The sequence below is a fragment of the Mumia sp. ZJ430 genome, from assembly GCF_011751845.1.
In the GTDB taxonomy this organism is placed as follows: domain Bacteria; phylum Actinomycetota; class Actinomycetes; order Propionibacteriales; family Nocardioidaceae; genus Mumia.
The window spans coordinates 186,064-209,545 of the sequence record NZ_JAAHFK010000004.1; the positions used below are offsets into that span (position 1 = coordinate 186,064).

The following is a 23,482-nucleotide window of genomic DNA, read 5'->3' on the forward strand; positions in this document are numbered from 1 at the left end:
GGGCACGCTCGTTACCCTGGGGAGCATGCCCGTGCAGCACCTCGACACCAGCGTCGCGTCGGTCTTCGACCGGCTCGAGCCGCTCCTCCCGACGATCAGCAAGCCGATCCAGTACGTCGGCGGTGAGCTGAACTCCGTCATCAAGGAGTGGAGCTCTATTGACGTGCGCTGGGCCCTGATGTACCCCGACGCCTACGAGGTCGGCCTGCCCAACCAGGGTGTCCAGATCCTGTACGAGGTCCTCAACGAGCGTGACTGGCTCCTTGCCGAGCGCACGTACGCGGTCTTCCCTGACATGGAAGCCCTCATGCGAGAGCACGCGATCCCGCAGTTCACGGTCGACACCCACCGCCCGGTGCGCGCGTTCGACCTGTTCGGCATCTCGTTCTCGACCGAGCTCGGCTACACCAACATGCTCACCGCCCTCGATCTTGCGGGCATCCCGCTGCGTGCCGTCGACCGCACCGACGACGACCCGATCGTCCTCGCCGGCGGGCACGCGGCGTTCAACCCGGAGCCGATCGCGGACTTCGTCGATGCCGCCGTGCTCGGCGACGGCGAGGAGATCGTCCTCAAGATCAGCGACGTCGTCCGCGAGTGGAAGGCCGAGGGAAAGCCCGGCGGCCGCGACGAGGTCCTCATGCGCCTCGCCCGCTCCGGCAGTGTCTACGTGCCGAAGTTCTACGACGTCACCTACCTCCCCGACGGCCGCATCCAGCGCGTCGCGCCCAACCGGCCGGGCGTCCCGTGGCGGGTCACCAAGCACACGCTGATGGACCTCGACCAGTGGCCGTACCCCAAGAACCCGCTGGTCCCGCTCGCCGAGACCGTCCACGAGCGCTACTCCGTCGAGATCTTCCGCGGCTGCACCCGCGGCTGCCGGTTCTGCCAGGCCGGCATGATCACGCGTCCGGTGCGCGAGCGCAGCCTGCAGACGATCGGTGAGATGGTCGACAACGGGCTGAAGAAGTCAGGCTTCGAGGAGGTCGGCTTGCTCTCGCTGTCCAGCGCCGACCACACCGAGATCGGCGAGGTCGCCAAGCAGCTCGGCGACCGGTACGAGGGCTCCAACACGTCGCTGTCGCTGCCGAGCACCCGTGTCGACGCCTTCAACATCACGCTCGCCAACGAGTTCAGCCGCAACGGGCGCCGCTCGGGCCTGACGTTCGCGCCCGAGGGCGGCTCGGAGCGTCTCCGCAAGGTGATCAACAAGATGGTCACCGAGGAGGACCTGATCCGTACGGTCGCCGCCGCGTACTCCCACGGCTGGCGTCAGGTGAAGCTCTACTTCATGTGCGGGCTCCCGACGGAGACCGACGAGGACGTCATGCAGATCGGCGAGCTCGCCAAGAAGGTCATCGAGACCGGGCGTGAGGTGTCGGGCCGCAAGGACATCCGGTGCACGGTGTCGATCGGCGGGTTCGTGCCCAAGCCGCACACGCCGTTCCAGTGGGCGGCGCAGCTCGACCACGAGACCACCGACGACCGCCTGCGCAAGCTGCGCTCCTCGGTGCAGTCCGACAAGCGCTTCGGGCGTGCGATCGGTTTCCGCTACCACGACGGCAAGCCCGGCACGATCGAAGGCCTGCTCTCGCGCGGCGACCGGCGCGTGGGGCGCGTCATCGAGGCGGTCTGGCGCGACGGCGGCCGTTTCGACGGCTGGAGCGAGCACTTCTCGTACGACCGCTGGGAGCGCTGCACCGCCGAGGCGCTGGCCGGCGAGCCGGTCGACCTCGACTGGTACACGACGCGCGAGCGCGAGTACGCCGAGGTGCTCCCGTGGGACCACCTCGACTCCGGGCTCGACCGCGACTGGCTCTGGGAGGACTGGCAGGACGCGATCGACCCCGACGGTGCGCTGGAGGTCGAGGACTGCCGCTGGACGCCGTGCTTCGACTGCGGCGTCTGCCCGCAGATGGATTCCGAGATCCAGATCGGCCCCACGGGTCGGCAGCTGCTGCCGCTCAGCGTCGTGTGACGCGGGTCCGTCAGGCGACGGCCGCCGACGCCTCAGCGCTCGCGGACCTGCGTGTCCGGTGGACGCAGGAGCAGCGCGGCCCGGTCGATGACCCGACGTTCGCCGAGCGTTTCGACGCGTGGTTCGCGCGCGAGTCGGGACAGCGGGTCGCATGGCTCGCGCAGATCGACGACGCGCCGGTCGGGATGCTCAACGTGATGCTGTTCGAGCGGATGCCGCGACCGGGTGTGCCGGTGAGCCGGTGGGGCTACGTCGCCAACGTGTACGTCGTGCCGGAGCACCGCGACTCGGGCATCGGGGGAGACCTGATGGCTGCGGTGACCGACTACGCGGACGAGACGGGCCTGGTGCGCCTGGTCCTCAGTCCGACCGCACGGTCGGTGTCGCTCTACGAGCGGGTCGGCTTCACCGGGGGCCACGACCTGCTGCTCCGCCCTCGGGGAGCTGGTCCTCGAGCATGATCGGGCGGACGAGGTATGTGCCGAGCACGCCGATGAGAGTCGCGAGCACGACGAGCATCGCGATCGGCGCGCCCCAGCCGCCGGTCGCGTCGTGCAGGACGCCGGTGCCGAACGGGCCGAGCGCCGCGATCAGGTAACCGAGCCCCTGCACGAACCCGGACAGCGCCACCGTGCCCTCGTGGGTGCGTGAGCGCTTGGCGATCATCGTCAGCACCCACGGGAACGCCGCCCCGCCGAAGCCGAGCAGGAGCGCCCACAGCCACGGCGCCTGCGTCGGCCACCACAGCAGCCCGAGCCATCCGGCCACGGTGACCACGGCGAAGCCCCACGGCAGCCAGGCTCGGTCGCCGGTACGGGCGATCAGCAGCGGCAGGAGGAGCGCGGCGGGGATCCCGACGCCGGTCACGATCGCGAGCATGCTGCCGGCGTAGCCGTCGCTGAGGCCGGCGTCCTCGAGGATCGCGGGGAACCATCCGAACTGTGCGTACGCCTGCGCGGCCTGGGCGCCGAAGCACACGGCCATCACCCAGGCGAGGGGCGCCCGGGCCAGTCGGCTGACCCCGATGGGTGTCGCGGCGCCGGTCGTACGGACGTCGTGCCCGAGCAGCCGCAGCCACGGCAGCAGCGTGACGACCGCGAGCAGCGACCACGTGAACAGGCCCCATCGCCAGTCTCCGGCGGCCTCGGAGATCGGCACCGTGAGGGCAGCGGAGAGCGTCGCGCCTCCGACGATCGCGGCGCCGCCGATCGACGACACGAGCGCGATCCGATCGGGGAAGTGGACCTTCACCAGCGGCGGAAGGATGACGTTGCCGATCGCACACCCGGCGAGGGAAACCGCCGAGGCGACCAGGAACACCGTGGCGTCGTCGACGAAGGCGCGCACCCCGAGCCCCAGGGCGACGACGGCCATCGACGCGGCGGCCGTGGTGTGCAGGCCGATCGCCCGCACGATCGTGTTGGCGAGCGACCCGACCACCGCGAAGCACAGCACCGGCAGCGTCGTGAGCAGCCCGGCCGCGGTCGCGGACATCCCGAGGTCCTCGCGGACGGGCGACAGGACGACCCCGACGCTTCCGACGGAGGCGCGCAGGTTCAGCGCGAGCAGGATGAGGCAGACGAGGACGAACGCGCGCTTGCCGGCGGACTCGAGGATGGGGGACGTCACCCGGCCAATGTTTCACGCACGTGACGGTCGACCCCCTGCGGGTTCCGTGACGGTTCCAGGTCCACCCGGCCCCTTGACCGGAACCGAGGCGGCTCGCTAGCGTCCCGATATCGTATAGATTAGCCGCCTCGCGCCTTCAGGTCGTGGCGGCTCCGTGACGGATCGGTGGTACCTGCATGCGCGTGTTCCCCGGGGCCGACCTCGACCTCCGCAGGCGCGTGCGCGCCGCGGTGCTCGGTGCGACCTTCGTGACCCTCACCCTCTCGGCCTGCGGTGGGGGAGGAGGCGGATCAGCGAGCGGCGACACCGTCGACGACGCCCACGTCACCCTCGGAAGCTCGGCGATCAGCAACAGCCTCGATCCTGCCGCCGCACTCTCGTCGGTCGGGCGGACGTACACCAAGCAGGTCTTCGACCAGCTCGTGACGTTCGACGCGGAGGGCACGCTCCAACCGAGCCTCGCCACCGAGTGGAAGCGCGTCGACGACACAGCGATCGACTTCACCCTCCGCGAGGGGGTGACCTTCAGCAGCGGAGCCCCGCTCGACGCGGCCGCCGTCGCGGCGAACGTCGAGCGCGTGCTCTCGGGCGACCCTGCGTACGCGACGGTGGCCGGGCGCATCGCGACGGTGAAGGAGGCGAAGGCGGTCTCTCCCGACGTCGTACGGGTCGTCACCGCCGCTCCCGACGCGATCCTCCTTAACCGGATGACGCTGCTCGACATCGTCGACCCCGCGACGTTCGGCGATGACCGCCCGGCGGGCACGGGACCGTTCGAGGTCTCGGACTACGAGGCGGGCACAACGATCGAGCTCACCCGCAACGCCGACTCCTGGCGCGCGAGCGAGGCGGTGGAGAAGGTCACGATCAAGGCGATCCCCAACCCGACCACGCTCGCCAGCGCGCTGCGGACCGGCGACGTGGACGTGGCGTTCGGCCTGCCCGCCGACGTCGCCAAGCAGCTGGAGACGAACGGCTTCTCCAACGTCAACGAGCCAGCAGGATCCTCGGCGATCACCAGCCTCATCGCCGACGTCGAGCCGGCGCTCGAGGATCCGCGCGTTCGCGAGGCCATCAACCTGGCGGTCAACCGCGAGGAGTTCGTCGAGGCAGCGCTCGGTGGCTTCGGCACCCCGAACGGCAGCCAGCTCCTGCAGGAGGGCTACCTCGGGTACGACCCGTCGCTGCCCTCGTACGACTTCGACCTCGATCGGGTGAAGTCGCTGCTCTCCGAGGCCGGCGCTGAGGGCCTGGAGCTGCCGATCGCGACGACCGCGATGTTCAAGGCGCAGGCCGAGGCCGTCGCTGGCTACCTCAACGCGGCCGGGTTCAAGAGCGAGGTCGTGATCCAGGACCTCTCGGCGTTCATCCCGACGCTCCTCCAGAAGAGCGAGTACCCGCTGCTCTACTGGCAGACCGACTACTACGACCTGCGCGACATCTCGTCGGTGAGCCGCTTCGGACCCACGGCGCCGGGGCAGCAGGCCCACATCCCGGTGAACGACTACCAGAAGCTGTTCGTCCAGCAGGCGGGCCAGCTCGACGAGAAGGCACGCGAGGCCGACATCAAGGAGATGGCGAAGATCCTCAACGAGGAAGCCGGTGTCCTCTTCCTCGCCTGGACCGACAACGTCTACACGACGGCCCCGCGGATCTCGGACCTCCCGCTGTCCGGCGACAGCCTGATCCGCGCCGAGGCGATCGTCGTCACCGAGTGAGCGTGACCGGCGACGGGGCGGCGACTGCGGTCGTCGTCGCCCCGCCCCGGGCGCCTGGCACCCGTCGCCGGCGCCACGTACGGCGTGCGGGTGGCGCCGCCGCCCGGCTCGTCCTCACGCTCCTCGGCCTGCTGACGCTGCTCTTCTTCCTCGTACGGCTCAGTGGCGACCCTGCCGGAGTGCTCGCCGGGCCGTCCGCGACGCCCGAGCAGCTGGAGGCCGTACGGGCGGGTCTGGGGCTCGATCGCCCTCTCCCGGCCCAGTACGTGGCGTTCCTCGGCGACGCGGTCCGGCTCGACTTCGGCACCTCGGTGTTCACGGGAGAGTCCGCGCTCGGCACGGCGCTGGACGCCCTTCCTGCGACGCTCCTCCTGCTCGTGACGACGATGGTCACGTCGGTCGTCATCGGCATCCCCTGTGGCGTGCTCCTCGACCGCGGGGGCCGTGCGACGCGTGCGGTGATCGGATCGTGGATGACGCTGGCGCAGGCGGTCCCGACCTTCGTCCTCGGTGTCCTGCTCATCTACCTGCTGGCGGTCCGGCTCGGGTGGCTCCCCGCGTTCGGCAGCGGCACGCCTGCCACGCTGGTGATGCCGACGCTCGCGCTCGCCGCGTTCGCCGTCGCGCGGACAGCCCGCATGGTGGCCGCGGAGCTGGAGCAGGTGGAGGACCAGGACTTCCTCCGTACCGCCTCGGCCAAGGGCGCGTCGTCGCGCCGGGTCCTCTGGCGGCACGCCCTGCCCAACGCGTTCCCTGCGGTCGCCGCGGCGCTCGTCGTCGAGATGTCCTACCTGATCTCCGGAGCCGTCGTCGTGGAGGTCCTGTTCGCCTACGACGGCATCGGCAAGGAGCTCGTGGACGCGATCTTCGCCCGCGACTACCCGCTCGTCCAAGCCACCGTCTTCGTGATCGGAGTGTTCGTCGTGACCGTCAACATCCTCGGCGACGCGCTGCTCACGATGCTCGACCCGCGCACCGCGAGGGCCCGCACATGAGACGCCGCCGTCCCGACCTTCGCGTGTGGGCCCCGCTGGTGGTCCTCGCCCTCATCGTGCTCGCGTGCTTCGCGGGCCCGACGCTGCTCGGACCCGACGGTGCCCAGCAGGCGCTCGGTGAGCGGCTCGCGCCACCCGCCTGGCTCTCCGGGGCCGTCGACGGCAAGCCGCTCGGCACGGACGCCTTCGGCCGCGACATGCTCACCCGCACCCTGGAGGGCGGACGTGTGTCGCTCCAGGTCGGGTTCGGCGCCGCGACCGGGGCGGTCGTCATCGGCCTGCTGCTCGGGCTCGTGGCGGGCTACTGGGGCGGCTGGTGGGACCGGGCGATCATGACGGTCGCCGACGTCTGGCTCGCCTTCCCGTTCCTCGTGATCGCCCTGGCCGCCGTCGCCGTCGTGGGCTCGGACATCCCCGTCCTCGTCGCGCTGCTGACGCTCGGCGGCTGGGTGCTCCCCACCCGGGTGACTCGGACGATCGTCCAGCGGGTCCGCGGCGAGGACTACGTCGTCGCCGCGGCAGGTGCGGGCGCGAGCGACCTCTATCTCGTACGGCGCCACATCCTGCCGCAGGTGCTCCCCGCCAATCTCGTCGTCTGGTCCTTCACGGTTGGCGCGCTGGTCGTCATCGAAGGCGCGCTGTCGTTCTTGGGGCTCGGTGTGAAGCCGCCGACCCCGTCCTGGGGCAACATCGTCTCCGACGGCACCCCCTACCTCGAGACGGCGTGGTGGATCGTCGCCTGGCCTGCCCTGATGATCGTGGTTACGGTCATGTGCGCCAACGCGCTCGGCACGGGCCTGCGCAGGCGCTGGCAGGCCGGTGCCGGCGTCCTCGACCCGTCCGCTTCGCTCGACACGAGGGTGGCCCCATGACGCCGGCGCTGGAGATCGAGGACCTGTGGGTCGAGGCCGGCCCCGCAGACGATCCGCTCGTCCTGGTCAGAGGCGTCGACCTGGCTGTCGAGCCGGGGACGGTCGTGGGCCTGGTCGGCGAGTCGGGCTCGGGCAAGACCGTCACATGCATGTCCGCGCTGGGGCTCGCCGGCCGTGGTGTCCGGATCACCCGCGGGTCCGTCCGTGCGCAGGGCACGGAGCTGGTTGGCGCAGACGAGGCCACGATGCGCCGCGTCCGAGGCGGCGTGGTCGGCACCGTCTTCCAGGACCCGCTGAGCTCGCTCAACCCGCTCCAGCGCATCGGCGACCAGATCGCGGAGGCGCTCGTGCTCCACCGCGGAGGCAGGCGTCGCGCGCACCGCGAGCGGGTGGTCTCGCTCCTCGCTCACGTCGGCGTCCCGGCTCCCGAGCAGCGCGCCAGGGCCTACCCCCACGAGCTGTCGGGCGGCCTGCGCCAACGCGTCGCGATCGCGATGGCGCTCGCCAACGACCCGGCGGTGCTCGTCGCCGACGAGCCGACGACCGCGCTCGACGTGACCGTCCAGGCGCAGGTGCTCGACGTGATCCGAGCAGCGACGCGCGACGAGGGCCGCGCCACGCTCCTGGTGACTCACGACCTGGGCGTCGTCGCGGAGGCCGCCGACCGTGTGGCGGTGATGTATGCCGGGCAGATCGTCGAGGAGGGCCCGGTCGCGTCGGTGTTCGCAGCGCCCCAGCACCCCTATACCCGCGGTCTGCTCGCCAGTCGCCCCGTCGTCGCACCCGGCCGTCGCAGGCTCAGCGCCATGCCCGGGCGGCCGCCGCTCCCGGGTGCGTGGCCGCTCGGATGCGCGTTCGAGGCGCGGTGCCCGAGCGCCGACGACGCGTGCGGCGAGGAGCCCCCGGTCCACCGCGGCAACGACGGCTGGGCGCGCTGCTGGCGGCTCCCGAGCGACGGAGCCCCCGATGGCTCCGCTGAGACCCAGGAGAGCGCCGTATGAGTCCCGTCCTTGAGCTCTCCACCCTCGCCAAGGGGTACGACGTCCCGGGTGGCGGTGCTCGTCTGACCGCGGTCGACGGGGTGAGCCTCAGCATCGGCGCCGGGGAGACGTACGCCCTCGTGGGCGAGAGCGGGTGCGGCAAGTCGACGCTCGCCCGGATGGCCGCCATGCTCACCGCACGTGACTCCGGTGAGGTGTTCTGGTCGGGGCAGCCGGTGTCGGGGATGAGCCGCCGCGCCCTGCGGAGCGTCCGCGACCACACACAGGTCGTGTTCCAGGATCCCGCTGCGGCGCTGTCGCCGCGTCTGCGTGTGGCCGAGGCGATCGAGGAGCCGCTGCGGATCCGTGGCCGTACCGGCTCGCGCTCGGTCGCCGAGCTGCTCGACTCCGTCGGCCTCGACCGGTCGATGGGCGGCCGCTACCCCCGCGAGCTCAGCGGCGGCCAGCGCCAGCGGGTCGTGATCGCGCGGGCGCTCGCGCTCGACCCACGCCTTCTCGTGCTCGACGAGCCGGTCGCGTCGCTCGACGTCTCCGTCCAGGCCCAGGTCCTCAACCTCTTGGCCGATCTGCAGGCCTTGAACGGGCTCGCCTACCTGCTGATCGCGCACGACCTCGCCGTGGTGAGCAGCGTGGCGGACCGTATCGGGGTCATGTACCTCGGCCAGATCGTCGAGGAGGGCCCCGCTGACGAGCTCGTCACACAGCCTCGGCATCCGTACACCCAGATGCTGATCACCTCCGTGCCCGCCTTCACGCCGGGGGAGCGGGTCTCGCGGCCCCCGATCCTCGGCGACCCGCCGAGCCCGACTGCCCGTCGTACGGGGTGTGCCTTCGCTGCCCGCTGCGTGTCGGCGACGTCGGTGTGCCACGAGGAGGCTCCCGCGCCGCGTGACCTCGAGGGTGTCCTCGTACGGTGCCACCACGCGTCCGGCACCTGACCGGCGGACAGGGGGCCTCGGTTACGCTCGCACCGTGACGAGTCCCGACCGCACCCCGGCCAACCCCGAGGCGCCCAACCCGCAGCTCCCGACCGTTCAGAAGCTGCGGATCCGGTACGCGAAGCGGGGGCGGCTGCGCTTCACCAGCCACCGGGACTTCGGCCGGGCCTTCGAGCGGGCCGTACGCCGTGCGGGGGTCCCGATCGCACACTCGTCCGGATTCACCCCGCACCCCAAGATCTCGTACGCCGGCGCGTCCCCGACAGGGGCCGCCAGTGAGGCCGAGTACCTCGAGATCGGCGTGATCCGCCCGCTCGACCCCGAAAAGGTCGCCGGGGTGCTCGACACCGCTCTTCCGCCCGGTCTCGACATCCTCGAGGTGGTCGCCGTCAAGGAGGGGAGCGGGTCGTTCGCGGACCGGCTCGAGGCCAGCCAGTGGCGCCTCGAGCTGCCCGGTGTGGCGCCTGACGAGGCGCAGCGCGCCGTGGCCGCGTTCCTCGCGGCCGACGAGGTCCCGGTCGAGCGGATGACCAAGAAGGGGCTGCGCACCTTCGACAGCCGGAGCGCCGTCGTTCGCCTGGAGTGCCGGATGTCACCCGACGTTCAGGCGCCGTGTGCGATACTGGACCTGGTCGTACGTCACGGCACCCCGTCCGTACGACCCGACGATGTTCTCGCCGGGCTCCGCGCCATCGCGGGTCTTGCGCTGTCGGCAGCCCCTGTGGCCACCCGGCTGGTGCAAGGTCCTCTTGATGCGCAGGCCGGCACGGTCGGCGATCCGTTCGCGCCCGACCGCGACGCGTCGTAGGCGCAAGACGCCTGCGGCGGCGACCGCGGCGGCGGACGGGGCGCCAGTGACAGGCCGACAACAACGGAGGGCGTCGTCGAAGCCCGGTCACCCGGGCCGACCGCAGGCTTGCGTCCGCTGTGCGACCACCGGTTGCACGCGGCGACGACATCGCCTCGCGACCTGCTTCGGCGGCCGCGAGGCCGAAGGAGCGAACCATGCTCGACGAGCAGAATCCCTCGGCACCCTCCGCGGACGCCGAGTCCCACCCCGACAACGCCTCTGACTCGGGCGCGACGGTCACGACCCGCCGCCGTCGCGCGGCCTCACGCCCAGCCGGCCCACCGACGGCCGCAGTCTTCTCCGAGGCCCGCGAGCCAGCCAAGCCGGCGCGCGCCACCCGCACGCGCAAGGCGGCCGCGAAGGTCACGAAGGCCGACGAGCCGACCGAGCAGGCCGACACCGCCGATTCCACCCCTGCCGCTCCCACGGTCACCAAGACCACCCGGACGCGCAAGAAGGCGGCCTCCCGCTCCGCGGGCCCCGCCACCCCCGTCGCGGAGACGACCGACACGCACATCCCGGCCGAGGCCGCGGACGTGGAGGCTGTCGCGCAGGCACCTGCGGCTGAGGACGCCGAGGCTGAGACCCCGGCCGACGTCGTCGAGGTCCTCGAGACCGACGAGGCCGAGCCCGAGGCCGAGCCCGAGGAAGAGCCCGAGGCCGAGGCCTCCGCCCCGACCCGGCGCGCTGCGTTCGTCGCGCCACTGTTCCAGGCGCCGGAGCCCACGACGCCTCCCCGTCGCAAGCGCCGCCCCGAGCCTGTCGAGGCCGAGGACGACGACCACGAGGGTGTTGACGCCGAGCGTCCCGACGACCGCCGTACCCGGAGCGAACGCGACGATCGTGACGACGCTGACGTGAGCGACGACGACGCCGAGGATGGCGACGAGGACAGCGACGAGGGAGACGGCACCACGCCGGCCCGCCGCCGCCGTCGTCGCGGCGGCCGCCGCCGCCGCAAGCCGACCACCGACGAGGACGTCGACACCGACGACGAGGACGACTCCCAGGACGGCGAGCAGGATGCCGCCGAGGCGTCTGCCGAGCCCTCCGACGACGACGACGCCGACACCGAGGGCGCCGACGCGGGCGAGGATGCGGACTCGTCCAGCGGGTCGAGCCGTCGCCGTCGCCGTCGCCGTCGTCGCGGGGAGGACAGCGACGCCGCCACCACCACCGACGACCCCGAGAACACCGTCGTCCGGGTCCGCGAGCGCCGCAGCCCCGAGGACGAGATCACCAGCGTCGCCGGTTCGACGCGGCTCGAGGCCAAGAAGCAGCGCCGCCGCGAGGGCCGCGAGGCCGGCCGCCGCCGTACGCCGATCGTGTCCGAGGCCGAGTTCCTGGCCCGCCGCGAGTCGGTCAAGCGGGAGATGGTGATCCGCCAGCGCGACGAGCTGACCCAGATCGCGGTCCTCGAGGACGACGTGCTCGTCGAGCACTACGTGTCGCGCGAGTCTCAGAACTCGATGATCGGCAACGTCTACATCGGGCGCGTCCAGAACGTGCTGCCGTCGATGGAGGCCGCGTTCGTCGACATCGGCAAGGGGCGCAACGCCGTCTTGTATGCCGGCGAGGTCGACTGGAGCAAGCTCGGTGACGGCAAGCCCCGCAAGATCGAAGAGGTCCTCAAGTCCGGGCAGACCGTGCTCGTCCAGGTGACGAAGGACCCGGTCGGCCACAAGGGTTCGCGCCTGACCAGCCAGATCAGCCTGCCGGGCCGTTTCCTCGTGTACGTCCCGGGGGGCCAGAGCAGCGGCATCTCCCGCAAGCTGCCGGACACCGAGCGCAACCGCCTCAAGTCGCTGCTCAAGGGCATCCTCCCCGAGGACGCCGGTGTGATCATCCGCACCGCGGCCGAGGGCGCGACCGAGGACCAGCTCACGCGTGACGTCGAGGCGCTCGACGCCCGCTGGAAGGACATCGAGAAGAAGGCGGGCTCCGGATCCGCTCCGCAGCTGCTCTACGGAGAGCCGGACCTCACCATCAAGGTGGTCCGTGACCTTTTCAACGAGGACTTCGCTCGGCTCGTTGTCGACGGGGCCGACGCCTCGGAGATCATCGAGGGCTACGTCAGCCACGTGGCGCCCGACCTCAAGGACCGGGTCGAGACGTGGAAGGGCTCGGAGTCGGGCGACGCCTTCTCGGCGTACCGGATCGACGAGCAGATCGCCAAAGCCCTCGACCGCAAGGTCTGGCTGCCGTCAGGCGGCTCGCTCATCATCGACCGGACCGAGGCGATGACCGTCGTCGACGTCAACACCGGCAAGTTCACCGGGTCGGGCGGCAACCTCGAGGAGACCGTCACCAAGAACAACCTGGAGGCGGCCGAGGAGATCGTGCGCCAGCTCCGGCTGCGCGACATCGGCGGCATCATCGTCATCGACTTCATCGACATGGTGCTCGAGAGCAACCGCGACCTCGTGCTGCGCCGCCTCGTCGAGTGCCTGGGCCGTGACCGTACGCGCCACCAGGTCGCCGAGGTGACTTCACTGGGGCTCGTTCAGATGACCCGCAAGCGGATCGGTACGGGGCTCCTCGAGGCGTTCAGCGAGCCCTGCGAGCACTGCGCCGGCCGCGGCCTCATCGTCCACGACCACCCGGACGAGCCCAAGAAGTCGGCCGACGAGAGCAGGCGTTCTCGCGGCGGACGTGGCAAGCGCAACGACGGCGATCAGCCGAAGCAGGCGAAGGGTGGCGAGCCGAAGAGCAGGTCGGGCCGCAAGCCTCAGGACGAGGACGCGTCGAAGGACGAGTCCACGACCGAGGACGCGCCCGTCGACGAGGCGAAGCCCGATGAGAGCGCACCTGTTGCTGACGTCCCCGCGACGGAGGCGTCGTCGGCCGACGGCGAGACTCCGGCTCCCCGCAAGCGCCGTCGTCGTCGCTCAGGCGGGACCGACAGGTCCGCTGACCAGTCTGCGGAGCAGCCGTCAGAGCAGTCTGCGGAGGCCGCCTCGCAGGGTGGTGTGGAATCGCCCGGTACGCTGGACGGCGGAGTACCCGACCCCGTTTTGACCGGCGACGGGGAGACTCCGTAGACTAGATGATCGGCACGCCTGTGTGCGTGCCGGTCTGTGTGCCCAGCCGAGTGCCCAGCATTGTTGCTCAGCGCCTGGCGGTGGCACCACCCCTAAGTTTTGGACAGCCCAGCTCCGACAGTGGAGCAGCAACGAGTGAGGATGTGAGTCGGCGGTGTACGCGATCGTGCGCAGTGGCGGCCAGCAGCAGAAGGTCGCGGTCGGCGACGTCATCGAGATCGACAAGGTCAAGACCACGGTCGGTGAGTCGGTCGAGCTCCCCGCCGTGCTCCTCGTCGACGGCGACGCGGTGACCTCGGACGCTGACTCGCTCGCCAAGGTCTCCGTGACCGCCGAGGTCATCGGCGCGACCAAGGGCCCCAAGATCATCATCCAGAAGTACAAGAACAAGACCGGTTACAAGAAGCGCCAGGGGCACCGCCAGCACTACACCCAGGTCAAGATCACCGGCATCTCGAAGTGACGCGAAAGTAGGCTCGAGCACATGGCACACAAGAAGGGCGCCGCTTCTACCAAGAACGGCCGTGACTCCAACTCGCAGCGCCTCGGTGTGAAGCGCTTCGGTGGTCAGCAGGTGAGCGCCGGCGAGATCATCGTCCGCCAGCGTGGCACCCACTTCCACCCCGGCACCAACGTCGGCCGTGGTGGCGACGACACGCTGTTCGCACTCGCCGCTGGTGCGGTCGAGTTCGGCACGCGTCGTGGTCGTCGCGTGATCAACATCGTCCCGTCGGAGTGATCTGACGGACTTCGACGTAGACGAGGGGCGGGTCCGCAGCACGCGGGCTCGCCCCTCGTCCCGTCTCGTCGGGATTCTGCCGACCGGATCGGCGCGAGCACACCCGTACGAGAGACAATCCTGAGGAGGTGGCACGGATGGCAGTCCCGACGTTCGTCGACAAGGTGACCCTGCACGTCAAGGGCGGTGACGGCGGCAACGGCATCGCCTCGGTGCACCGCGAGAAGTTCAAGCCGCTCGGCGGCCCCGACGGAGGCAACGGAGGCCACGGCGGCGACGTCGTCCTGCGGGTCTCTCCTGACGTGACCACGCTGGTCGACTACTACCACGAGCCCCACCGCCGAGGCGGCAAGGGAACCCACGGCAGCGGCGGCAACCGCAACGGCGGGCAGGGCGACGACCTGGTGCTCCCGGTGCCGGAGGGCACCGTCGTTCGAGGCGCCGATGGCGAGCTCCTCGCCGACCTCGTCGGCCAGGGCACCGAGCTCGTCGTCGCGCAGGGCGGACGGGGCGGCCTCGGCAACGCGGCGCTCGCCTCGAGCAAGCGCAAGGCTCCGGGGTTCGCGCTCAAGGGCGAGCCGGGAGACGAGCGCTCGATCACCCTCGAGCTCAAGGTCGTCGCCGACATCGGCCTCGTCGGATTCCCCAGCGCGGGCAAGTCCAGCCTGATCGCGGCGCTGTCGCGCGCCCGTCCCAAGATCGCCGACTATCCGTTCACGACGCTCGTCCCGAACCTCGGGGTGGTCGTGGCGGGTGACACCACGTACACGGTCGCCGACGTCCCCGGCCTCATCGAGGGCGCGGCCGACGGCCGCGGCCTGGGCCACGACTTCCTGCGGCACGTGGAGCGGTGCGCGGCGCTCGTGCACGTCATCGACTGTGCGACCATCGAGCCCGGTCGCGATCCGCTGACCGACCTCGACGTCATCGAGGGCGAGCTCAGCGCGTACGGCGGCCTCGACGACCGGCCGCGACTGGTCGCCCTCAACAAGGTCGACGTCCCCGACGCCAAGACGATCGCCGAGTTCGTCCGGGGCGAGCTGGAGGAGCGTGGCCTGGAGGTCTTCGAGATCTCCGCGGCGAGCCACGAGGGCCTCAAGGCGCTGTCGTACGCGATGGCAGAGGTCGTCGCGTCGTCCCGCAAGGCCACCACGCCCGCTCCGGCCACACGGACGATCCTGCAGCCTCGCTCGGCCGACGGCGGCGACGACTTCACCATCACTCATGTGGGCGGTCAGTGGATCGTCCGCGGCGAGAAGCCCGAGCGGTGGGTGCGCCAGACCGACTTCACCAACGACGAGGCCGTCGGATTCCTCGCCGACCGCCTGAACCGGCTCGGTGTCGAGACGCGGCTGCTCGCGATGGGAGCCGAGGCCGGCGACGATGTCGTCATCGGCAGCGTCGACGATGCCGTGGTGTTCGACTTCGACCCGCAGATCAGTGCCGGGGCCGAGCTGCTCGGCTCGCGTCGCGGCGAGGACGACCGACTCATCGAGAACCATCGCCGTACCAACAAGCAGCGCCGCGACGACCTCGCCCGCAAGCGCGAGTTCGAGCAGACGGCGCGCGAGGTCCGCGAGGGGGACAGGGTCGTCCCCGACAACCTGTGGTCGGAGGACGACGAGGAGTGAGGCAGGCATTGTGGGGGTGACGTCGTGAGGATCGTCGTCAAGGTCGGCTCGTCGTCGCTCAGCTCGGCGGACGGGGGGCTCGACCTGTCACGCTTGCACACGCTCGTCGACGCGCTCGCTGCCGCCCGCGAGCGGGGCGACGAGGTCGTGCTCGTGAGCTCCGGCGCTATCGCGTCAGGGCTGAGGCCTCTCGGCCTTCCCGCGCGCCCACGCGACCTCGCGACCCAGCAGGCGGCGGCGAGCGTGGGGCAGGGGCTGCTGGTGGCGCGCTACACCGAACGGTTCGCGCGCCACGACCTCGTCGTCGGCCAGGTGCTGCTGACCGTGGACGACGTCGTCCGCCGCACCCACTACCGCAACGCCTACCGGACACTGGCCCGCCTGCTGGACCTCGGCGTCGTGCCCGTCGTCAACGAGAACGACACGGTCGCCACAGGTGAGATCCGCTTCGGCGACAACGACCGGCTGGCGGCGCTCGTCGCCCACCTCGTCCACGCCGACCGGCTCGTGCTGCTCTCGGACGTCGACGGACTGTACGACGGCAACCCGACGCTTCCGGGGACGTCCTTGATCCCCGATGTCCGCAGCGACGGTGACCTGGAGGGCCTCGACCTCGCCAAGCCGAGCCAGTCCAAGGTCGGTACGGGCGGGATGGTGACCAAGGTCGAGGCCGCCCGCATCGCCACGGGAGCCGGCATCCCCGTGGTGCTCACGAGTGCGGCGCAGGTGGGAGAGGCGCTCGAGGGCAAGCCGGTCGGCACGACCTTCCACCCGACCGGTCGCCGGCGGCCCACCCGCCTGCTCTGGCTCGCCCATGCGACCACGGGCAAGGGCACTCTGGTGCTCGACGCGGGTGCCGTGCGCGCGCTGGTCGAGCGCCGGGCATCGCTCTTGCCCGCCGGTGTGGTCGGGGTCCAGGGTGCCTTCGACTCCGGTGACCCGGTCGACCTCGCGGCCGAGGACGGCACGGTCGTCGCCAGAGGTTTGGTGAACTACGACGCCTCGGAGCTGCCGCGGATGATCGGTCGCTCGACTCACGACCTGGCCGCCGAGCTGGGTGCCGAGTACGAGCGCGAACTGGTGCACCGCGACGACCTCGTCGTGCTCTGAGCCAATCCTCGTAACTTCATCACGTGCCGAACACCTGCCGGATAGGGTGTTCCGCGGACATCCAAAGCCGAGGGAGGGCTCGTGGTCGGCCAGCACAAGCTGTGGCACGTCGCACTGACAGTGGCGGGGGCACCGCACGACGACGACGCCGTACGGACGGCGATGCTGCGCCTGCGTGACGAGCACGCTTTCCTCCACTCGCTGCGCTACGACGTCGACCGAGCCGAGATCTGCTACTGGGAGCAGGCGAGCGAGATGCTCGACGTCGCGGCCATGGCGATGCGCGTGTGGGGGGAGCACCGTGGCTCCGCCGGGCTGCCGCGGTGGGACGTGGTCGGGCTCGAGGTGCTCGACCAGCCGACGTACCACCTACGGACGCCCATGGGCGAGACGTTCGACGACCCCGGCGCGGGGATGGTCGCCCCGACTCCGGTCCACTTCTGAGTCACTATCCTGAAGTCGTGAGCCACGACCTCGAATCCCACGTCCACGCCGCCGCCCGGTCGGCCCGCGCAGCAGCCCTCGATCTGCGTGCGGTCCCACGCGCGGCCAAGGACGCGGCCCTCCACGCGATGGCTGACGCGCTCGTCGCGCACACCGACGAGATCCTCGCTGCCAATGCGACGGACGTGGAGAAGGGGCGCGCCTCTGGGCTCGGCGAGCACCTCATCGACCGGTTGCGTCTCGATGCCGATCGTGTCGCCGCGATGGCACAGGGCACCCGCGACATCGCGGCACTTCCCGATCCGGTCGGTGAGGTCGTCCGGGGATCGACGCTGGCCAACGGGCTCCAGCTTCGCCAGGTACGGGTGCCGATCGGTGTCATCGGGATGATCTACGAGGGTCGCCCGAACGTGACCGCTGACGCGGCCGCGATCTGCCTGAAGGCGGGCAATGCGGTGCTGCTGCGCGGCTCCGGCTCGGCCGCGGCCTCGAACGCTGCGATCACGGCGATCCTCCGTGACGCGGTCGCCTCCGCGGGACTGCCGGCCGATGCGATCTCGGCGATCGACCCCTCCGACCGCTCGAGCTCGACGGCGCTCCTTCGGGCACGTGGACTCGTCGACCTCGTGATCCCGCGAGGGGGAGCGGGCCTGATCCAGACGGTCGTCCGGGAGTCCCTGGTGCCGGTGATCGAGACGGGGACCGGCAACGTCCACGTCTACGTCGATGCCGAGGCCGACCTCGACATGGCGCTCGAGATCGTCGTCAACGCCAAGACGCAGCGCACGAGCGTCTGCAACGCGGCGGAGTCGCTCCTGGTGCACAAGGCGGTCGCCGACGAGTTCTTGCCGAGGGTCGTCGCCGCCCTTCTGGAGCGGGAGGTCACCATCCACGGCGATGCCGCGTTCCTCGCGGCCGACGAGGCGGTCGTGACGGCGACGGACGACGACTACGCGACCGAATACCTCTCGCTCGACATCGCGGCCCGCGTCGTCGACTCGTTCGAGGATGCGGTCGCCCACATCCGGACGTACTCGTCGGGCCACACCGAGGCGATCGTCACGCGCTCGCTGGCGACGGCCCAGCGGTTCACCGCGGCGGTGGACGCCGCCGCGATCATGATCAACGCGTCCACGCGCTTCACGGACGGCGGTGAGCTGGGCATGGGTGCCGAGATCGGCATCTCCACCCAGAAGCTCCACGCGCGGGGCCCGATGGGTCTGCCCGAGATGACCACGACCACCTTCGTCGTCACAGGTGACGGCCACGTGCGCTGAGCCCGGGGTCGTTCGTACCCGCAGCAGGCTCGGACGGTAGATTGGCGCTCATGTCGTTCACCGGATCCGTCTTCACCGACCTCCTGGCGCAGAGCGCCGAGCAGGAGGAAGCCCTGTCGCCGTACGTCGTCAGCGGTGCGGTGCTCCTTCTCTTCGTCCTCCTCCTCGTCGGGCTCTTCGCCTTCGGCAAGGGGCGCGAGCACTCCTGATGAGCCTGCCGCTCGAGGCCGGCCGGCGCCCCCGCGTGGGGGTGATGGGTGGGACGTTCGACCCCATCCATCACGGTCACCTCGTGGCGGGATCGGAGGTCCAGTCGTGGTTCGGACTCGACGAGGTCGTGTTCGTCCCGACGGGTGAGCCGTGGCAGAAGGCCGACCGCAAGGTCTCGCCCGGCGAGGACCGCTACTTGATGACGGTCATCGCCACCGCCTCCAACCCGAAGTTCTGGGTGAGTCGTGTCGACATCGACCGCTCGGGGCCGACGTACACGATCGACACCCTGCGCGACCTCCGCGCCCACTACGGCGGCGAGGTCGACCTCTACTTCATCACCGGCGCCGACGCCCTCGCGCAGATCCTCACCTGGCGCGACACCGAGGAGATGTTTGACCTCGCGCACTTCGTGGGGTGCACCCGTCCTGGGCACGTCATCGACATGAAGACGCTCGACGCCCTGCCCAAGGACCGGGTCACCATCGTCGAGATCCCCGCTCTGGCGATCTCCTCGACCGACTGCCGGGAGCGGGTCGGTGGGGGCGAGCCCGTCTGGTATCTGGTCCCTGACGGCGTCGTCCAGTACATCGCCAAGCACCGCCTCTACGTGGACGCCACCGGGGCGACCACTCCTCGCAAATCTCACCACCCGAACGGGAGACAGCCGTGACCGCATCGCCGCGTGCGCTGGAGCTGACGCAGGTGGCGGCAGCTGCCGCCGCCGACAAGCTCGCGCACGAGATCATCGCCTTCGACGTTTCTGAGCACCTCGTCATCACCGACGTGTTCGTGATCGCGTCGGCGTCCAACGACCGCCAGGTGCGTGCGGTGGTCGACGCCGTGCAGGAGAAGCTGCTCGAGCACGGCGCGAAGGTCGTCCGTCGTGAGGGCGAGCGTGAGGGGCGCTGGGTCCTGCTCGACTACGCCGACATCGTGGTGCACGTCCAGCACGACGAAGACCGCTCGTTCTACGCGCTCGAGCGGCTATGGGGCGACTGCCCGGCGATCCCGCTGTCCGGCCTCGGCGATGCCGCCGGCAAGGCACCTGCGACGTCGCAGGGCGTACGAGAGGGCGAGGACACCGACGGCGTGCCGTTGGCCGGCGAGCCGCCGGTCGCCGACGCATGAGTCGGCGGGTCATCGTCTGGCGCCACGGTCAGACCGACTGGAACCTCGCAGGTCGCCTGCAGGGCCAGACGGACACGATGCTCAACGCGACCGGGCGCGCGCAGGCCGCAGAGATGGCGTCGCGGCTTGCCGTGCTCAACCCGACGCGCATCGTCAGCTCGGACCTGCAGCGGGCGAGCGCGACCGCCGCGGCGCTCTCGAGGATCGTCGACGTGCCTGTGGAGACCGACGTCCGGCTCCGCGAGGTCGCCTTCGGCGAACGTGAGGGGCTGACGCGCCACGAGATCCACGCGCGCTACCCCGACCTCGAGGCGCGTTTCCGACGCGGCGAGGAGATCGTGTCGCCCGGTGGCGAGTCGCACGCCGACGCGGCCGAGCGGTTCGGCGCAGCGCTGCGCGAGCTGATCGCCGTCATGGACAAGGACGAGACGGTGGTCGTCGTCGCCCACGGCGCCGTCATCCGGGTCGGCGTGTGCGCCTTCGTGGGCCTCCCGCAGGAGCACTGGCGCTCGTTCGGCGGCTTCAGCAACGGCTGCTGGGCGGTGCTCCAGGAGGGCTTCGGGCGGTGGCAGGTCACCGAGTGGAACGCCGGCAACCTCCCGGTCCCGGAGATGAGCGACGACGCCGATGCCTCGGACGACGGGGCTCGTACCCGGGAGGGGGACCCCGATTTCGGTTCCCGTGGAGCGACCCGCTAAGATCGAGTCTGCTCGCTGAGTGAAAAACTGCTCAGCGCGGGGCTATGGCGCAGTTGGTAGCGCGCTTCCATGGCATGGAAGAGGTCCGGGGTTCGAATCCCCGTAGCTCCACCGATCACAGACCCTGTCCGCCAGACACCGGCGGACAGGGTCTTGTCGTTTCTGCCTCGATCCTCCCTCCGAGCCGAACAAAGTGCACCCTCGCGGGCGAGGTGATCGGCGGCGCCTTGATGTCCAGCCCCACGGCGACGACGTGGCCGCAGTGGCGGACCTGCCTCCGTCGCCCTTCGCGAAGAGCGGCTGAGTCGTAGAGTGCGCAGGTGAGCGGGCTCGCGGTGACCTGGTGGGGGCACTCGACCACGACGGTCGAGCTGGGGGCGACCCGAGTGCTCACCGATCCTGTCTTTGTGGACCGCTTCGTCCATCTGCGTCGCCACGCGACCTCGCCGACGGACGAGGCGACGGCCGCTGACCTCGTGCTGGTCTCGCACCTCCACATGGACCACTTCCACCTGCCGTCGCTGCGCCGGCTCGCCGCGGGCACGCCGGTCGTCGTCCCCGCCGGCAGTCGCGATCTCCTCGCCCGTACCGGGCTCGACGTCCATGAGGCGAGCCCGGGGGACCTGCTCACCGTCGCCGGCGTGCGTGTCGAGGTGTCGGCGGCCGACCACCCCGCGACTCGCCATCGATGGTCGCGCAAGGCCGCGCAGCCCGTCGGGTTCCGGGTCGAGGGCGCGGGGCGGTCGCTGTGGTTTCCCGGCGACACGGGCCCGGCCACGGACGTCTCCGACGTGAGGCCGGTCGATCTCGCGCTCGTCCCGGTGGGCGGGTGGGGACCGACGCTCGGCGACGATCACGTCGGCCCCGCCGACGCAGCAGACCTCGTACGACGCGTCGGCGCGCGGTGGGCGGTCCCCGTGCACTGGGGGACGTTCTGGCCACTCGGGATGGGACGGGTCGCGCCAGGTGTCCGTCGGCAGCTCTTCGAGACACCGGGCGAGCGGTTCCTCGATGCCGTCGACGAGGACGAGGTGCGCGGCGTGCTCGCCGAGCACGGCCGCCGGATCGCGCTCGACCGCTGAGCGCTGATGGGCGGAGAACGCGGCTCGCCCGTGCGACGATGACGTCGTGACCGGTACGGCACGCGACCTGTTCGACCGCGCTCGTCGGCACGCACTGGTCGGTCGTGACGACGAGCTGGCGGCCCTGCGCGCCTTCCTGGACGACGACAGCCGGATGCTGGCGTACCTGCACGGACCCGGCGGGGTGGGCAAGTCCGTGCTGCTCGATGCGGTCGTCACGGACGCGATCACCGCCGGGCGAACGGTCGTCAGCCTCGACTGCGCTGACCTGGACCCGGGATCTGTCGGGTTCAGGGAGCGGCTGAGCGAGACGTGCGGGTTGACGGACGGCTCCGCGGGCGACCCCGAGTCCGTCCTCGCGATCGATCGCTTCGAGCTCGCCGAGCAGACGGCGGGCTGGTTCTGGCGCTCCTTCGTCCCCGCTCTTCCCGCGGGTGCGCACGTCCTCCTCGCGGGGCGGCGACCTCCTCCGGCCTCGTGGCGTACGGACCCTGCCTTCGCCGCGTACGGCCTAGTCGTCCCGGTCCGGAACCTCGACCCCGAGGCGGCCGCGGCACTGGTGCGGTCACGAGGCGTGAGCGACGAGGAGACCGCCGCGGGAGTGGTCCGTGACAGCCGGGGCCATCCGCTGGCGATCGTCGTCGCGACCGACGCGCGCACGGGCGCGAGCAGCGCGGCCGGCACGAGCCCGCTGCGCTCCGACCCGGACGTGACCGCAGCGCTCCTCGGCCGGTTCCTCGACGAGGGCGTCACCCCGCTCCAGCGGGCCGCGCTGCACGTCTGCGGCCACGCTCGACGGGTGGACCGAGGCATGCTGCGCGAGGTCCTCGCGCAGGACGACGGCGACGCGGACGGGTTGCTGGAGTGGCTTCGGGAACGCCCGTACGCGGAGTCGCACCCCGACGGTCTGACCCTCCACGAGGTCGTGCGCGACGCGCTCGACAGGGACCTCCGGTGGCGTGACCGAGACGCGTTCGTGGACCTCCACCGCCGGATCCGCGCTGTCATCGTGGAGCGGATGAGCCGGCCGGAGGGCGCGGACCAGGACCGCCTCGCCGCCGATCTCCTGCACCTTCACCGCGGGAACCCTGAGGCGCAGGACCTGTACGCGTTCGACGACCTGGGCGCACTGATGGCGCGTCCGCTCGCGTCGGGCGATCTCGAGTGGGTCGTGGACGCGTTCGCCGCTGAGGCACGCGCGAGCGTGGCGGCGTACTGGCTGCGCGAGCAGCCCGAGGCGTGGACGGTGTTCGAGGACGCCACTGGCCGGCGCAGCGGCGTCTGCCTGGCCGTACGCCTCGACCGGGCTGCTCCCGACGTCGCGGACCACGACGTCGTCACGGGCTGGGCGCTCGCCGCGCTCGCCCAGCGTCGTCCGCCCGAGCCGGGGGAGGCGGTGATCCATCAGATCGGGCTCGACGCCACGGCCCCCGGGCGCATCGGGCCCGTGTCCGACCAGGTGGCGGCGCAGTCGCTGCGAGGATGGCGTCTCAGGGACCTCGGTTGGGTCGTCGTGTCGAGCGCCCACGAGTCGGCCTGGGCGCCGGTGTGGACGTACATCGGCTTCGAACGGTTCGGTGCGTGCGAGGTCGACGGTCGCGAGGTGGGCGTGTGGGCGCGTGACTTCGCCCGCAGCCCGTACGAGGACTGGCTGGAAGGGCTGGGCGCTCGCGAGCTCGACGACACCGGCGCCATCCCGCCCCCTGTCGCCCCCGCGGTGGCACTCTCGCGTGCCGACTTCCGCCACGCGGTGCGGGCACTCCTCAAGGACCTCACGGACGCCCCTCGGCTCCGAACCAACCCGCTCGTGGGCTCGCGCCTGGTCACGCCGGGTGAGGATCCGACGGCGACGCTCGTCGCGCGGGTCCGTGACGCCGTCGCGGTGCTCGCCCGGCGTCCACGCTCGGAGGTCGCCGTACGGGCGCTGGACCGCACCTTCCTGCGGCCCGCTGGGTCCCAGGAGAGGGCGGCCGAGGTGCTGGGCCTGCCGTTCAGCACCTACCGCCGGCACCTCGCCGCTGGCATCGACCGCCTCGACGAGATCCTGTGGGACTGGGAGCTGCACGGTCCGCCGAGCGGGCAGGAGCTGGACAGAGAACGGTCTGGAGAGTGAGCACCTGACGGCCTGAGGCTGAGGA

The 23,482-nt window shown here is 71.1% G+C and carries 22 protein-coding genes and 1 tRNA gene; 22 read left to right on the top strand and 1 reads right to left on the bottom strand.

Going from position 1 to position 23,482, the window contains the following annotated elements:
- The first annotated feature begins 25 nt into the window (after window positions 1-25).
- Window positions 26-1,978 carry a TIGR03960 family B12-binding radical SAM protein gene (locus tag HCT63_RS17085; RefSeq protein WP_167007679.1) on the top strand — a complete coding sequence of 651 codons (1,953 nt, stop codon included), beginning with the start codon at window positions 26-28 and terminating at the stop codon, window positions 1,976-1,978.
- Window positions 1,975-2,439, top strand: coding sequence for a GNAT family N-acetyltransferase (locus tag HCT63_RS17090; protein WP_167007682.1), 465 nt, complete (start codon window positions 1,975-1,977; stop codon window positions 2,437-2,439). The genes HCT63_RS17085 and HCT63_RS17090 overlap by 4 nt, the downstream gene beginning before the upstream one ends.
- On the opposite strand, the gene HCT63_RS17095 is transcribed toward HCT63_RS17090, so the two are convergent.
- Complete coding sequence (locus HCT63_RS17095; RefSeq protein WP_167007685.1) at window positions 2,384-3,607, bottom strand: MFS transporter; 1,224 nt, start codon at window positions 3,605-3,607, stop codon at window positions 2,384-2,386. The genes HCT63_RS17090 and HCT63_RS17095 overlap by 56 nt on opposite strands.
- Window positions 3,608-3,783: 176 nt before the next feature.
- Here HCT63_RS17095 and HCT63_RS17100 point away from each other — a divergent pair, with 176 nt between their 5' ends.
- The 20 genes from HCT63_RS17100 (at window position 3,784) to HCT63_RS17195 (ending at window position 23,457) form a co-directional block, all read left to right on the top strand.
- Window positions 3,784-5,325 (top strand): ABC transporter substrate-binding protein, encoded by a 1,542-nt coding sequence (locus tag HCT63_RS17100; protein ID WP_167007688.1) that lies wholly within the window; start codon window positions 3,784-3,786, stop codon window positions 5,323-5,325.
- A gap of 2 nt (window positions 5,326-5,327) precedes the next feature.
- Window positions 5,328-6,320 carry an ABC transporter permease gene (locus tag HCT63_RS17105; RefSeq protein ID WP_167007691.1) on the top strand — a complete coding sequence of 331 codons (993 nt, stop codon included), beginning with the start codon at window positions 5,328-5,330 and terminating at the stop codon, window positions 6,318-6,320.
- Window positions 6,317-7,192: an ABC transporter permease gene (locus tag HCT63_RS17110; protein WP_167007694.1), complete on the top strand. Its 876-nt coding sequence runs from the start codon at window positions 6,317-6,319 to the stop codon at window positions 7,190-7,192. The genes HCT63_RS17105 and HCT63_RS17110 overlap by 4 nt, the downstream gene beginning before the upstream one ends.
- Window positions 7,189-8,193, top strand: a complete 1,005-nt coding sequence (locus HCT63_RS17115; protein ID WP_167007697.1) for an ABC transporter ATP-binding protein — start codon at window positions 7,189-7,191, stop codon at window positions 8,191-8,193. The genes HCT63_RS17110 and HCT63_RS17115 overlap by 4 nt, the downstream gene beginning before the upstream one ends.
- Complete coding sequence (locus HCT63_RS17120) at window positions 8,190-9,131, top strand: ABC transporter ATP-binding protein (RefSeq protein WP_167007701.1); 942 nt, start codon at window positions 8,190-8,192, stop codon at window positions 9,129-9,131. The genes HCT63_RS17115 and HCT63_RS17120 overlap by 4 nt, the downstream gene beginning before the upstream one ends.
- A gap of 34 nt (window positions 9,132-9,165) precedes the next feature.
- A complete protein-coding gene (locus tag HCT63_RS17125) occupies window positions 9,166-9,939 on the top strand; it encodes a TIGR03936 family radical SAM-associated protein (RefSeq protein ID WP_167007704.1) in 774 nt (257 codons plus the stop codon).
- Window positions 9,940-10,136: 197 nt separating this feature from the next.
- Entirely contained in the window at window positions 10,137-13,022 is a 2,886-nt protein-coding gene (locus HCT63_RS17130; RefSeq protein ID WP_167007707.1) for an Rne/Rng family ribonuclease, read from the top strand.
- Between the two features lie 154 nt (window positions 13,023-13,176).
- Entirely contained in the window at window positions 13,177-13,485 is a 309-nt protein-coding gene (gene rplU / locus HCT63_RS17135; RefSeq protein WP_167007710.1) for a 50S ribosomal protein L21, read from the top strand.
- Between the two features lie 21 nt (window positions 13,486-13,506).
- Window positions 13,507-13,761, top strand: coding sequence for a 50S ribosomal protein L27 (gene rpmA, locus HCT63_RS17140; protein ID WP_139085531.1), 255 nt, complete (start codon window positions 13,507-13,509; stop codon window positions 13,759-13,761).
- Between the two features lie 137 nt (window positions 13,762-13,898).
- Window positions 13,899-15,392, top strand: a complete 1,494-nt coding sequence (gene obgE / locus HCT63_RS17145) for a GTPase ObgE (RefSeq protein ID WP_167007713.1) — start codon at window positions 13,899-13,901, stop codon at window positions 15,390-15,392.
- A gap of 24 nt (window positions 15,393-15,416) precedes the next feature.
- Entirely contained in the window at window positions 15,417-16,502 is a 1,086-nt protein-coding gene (gene proB / locus HCT63_RS17150) for a glutamate 5-kinase (protein WP_167007716.1), read from the top strand.
- An 81-nt stretch (window positions 16,503-16,583) separates the two neighbouring features.
- The gene (locus HCT63_RS17155) at window positions 16,584-16,946 is read left to right on the top strand and encodes a hypothetical protein (RefSeq protein WP_208322497.1); all 363 of its coding nucleotides are present in this window, start codon (window positions 16,584-16,586) and stop codon (window positions 16,944-16,946) included.
- Between the two features lie 17 nt (window positions 16,947-16,963).
- Entirely contained in the window at window positions 16,964-18,223 is a 1,260-nt protein-coding gene (locus HCT63_RS17160) for a glutamate-5-semialdehyde dehydrogenase (protein ID WP_182397152.1), read from the top strand.
- Window positions 18,224-18,273: 50 nt separating this feature from the next.
- Window positions 18,274-18,432: a hypothetical protein gene (locus tag HCT63_RS17165; protein ID WP_167007260.1), complete on the top strand. Its 159-nt coding sequence runs from the start codon at window positions 18,274-18,276 to the stop codon at window positions 18,430-18,432.
- On the top strand, window positions 18,432-19,106 hold the full coding sequence (nadD, locus tag HCT63_RS17170) for a nicotinate-nucleotide adenylyltransferase (protein WP_167007721.1): 675 nt from the start codon (window positions 18,432-18,434) through the stop codon (window positions 19,104-19,106). Before HCT63_RS17165 ends, nadD begins: the two co-directional genes overlap by 1 nt.
- The gene (gene rsfS, locus HCT63_RS17175; RefSeq protein ID WP_167007724.1) at window positions 19,103-19,564 is read left to right on the top strand and encodes a ribosome silencing factor; all 462 of its coding nucleotides are present in this window, start codon (window positions 19,103-19,105) and stop codon (window positions 19,562-19,564) included. The genes nadD and rsfS overlap by 4 nt, the downstream gene beginning before the upstream one ends.
- Window positions 19,561-20,262 carry a histidine phosphatase family protein gene (locus tag HCT63_RS17180; protein WP_167007727.1) on the top strand — a complete coding sequence of 234 codons (702 nt, stop codon included), beginning with the start codon at window positions 19,561-19,563 and terminating at the stop codon, window positions 20,260-20,262. Before rsfS ends, HCT63_RS17180 begins: the two co-directional genes overlap by 4 nt.
- A 38-nt stretch (window positions 20,263-20,300) precedes the next feature.
- Window positions 20,301-20,373, top strand: a tRNA-Ala gene (locus tag HCT63_RS17185).
- Window positions 20,374-20,582: 209 nt separating this feature from the next.
- Entirely contained in the window at window positions 20,583-21,344 is a 762-nt protein-coding gene (locus HCT63_RS17190; protein ID WP_167007730.1) for an MBL fold metallo-hydrolase, read from the top strand.
- Between the two features lie 46 nt (window positions 21,345-21,390).
- Window positions 21,391-23,457, top strand: coding sequence for an ATP-binding protein (locus HCT63_RS17195; RefSeq protein WP_167007733.1), 2,067 nt, complete (start codon window positions 21,391-21,393; stop codon window positions 23,455-23,457).
- The last annotated feature ends 25 nt before the right edge of the window (window positions 23,458-23,482 follow it).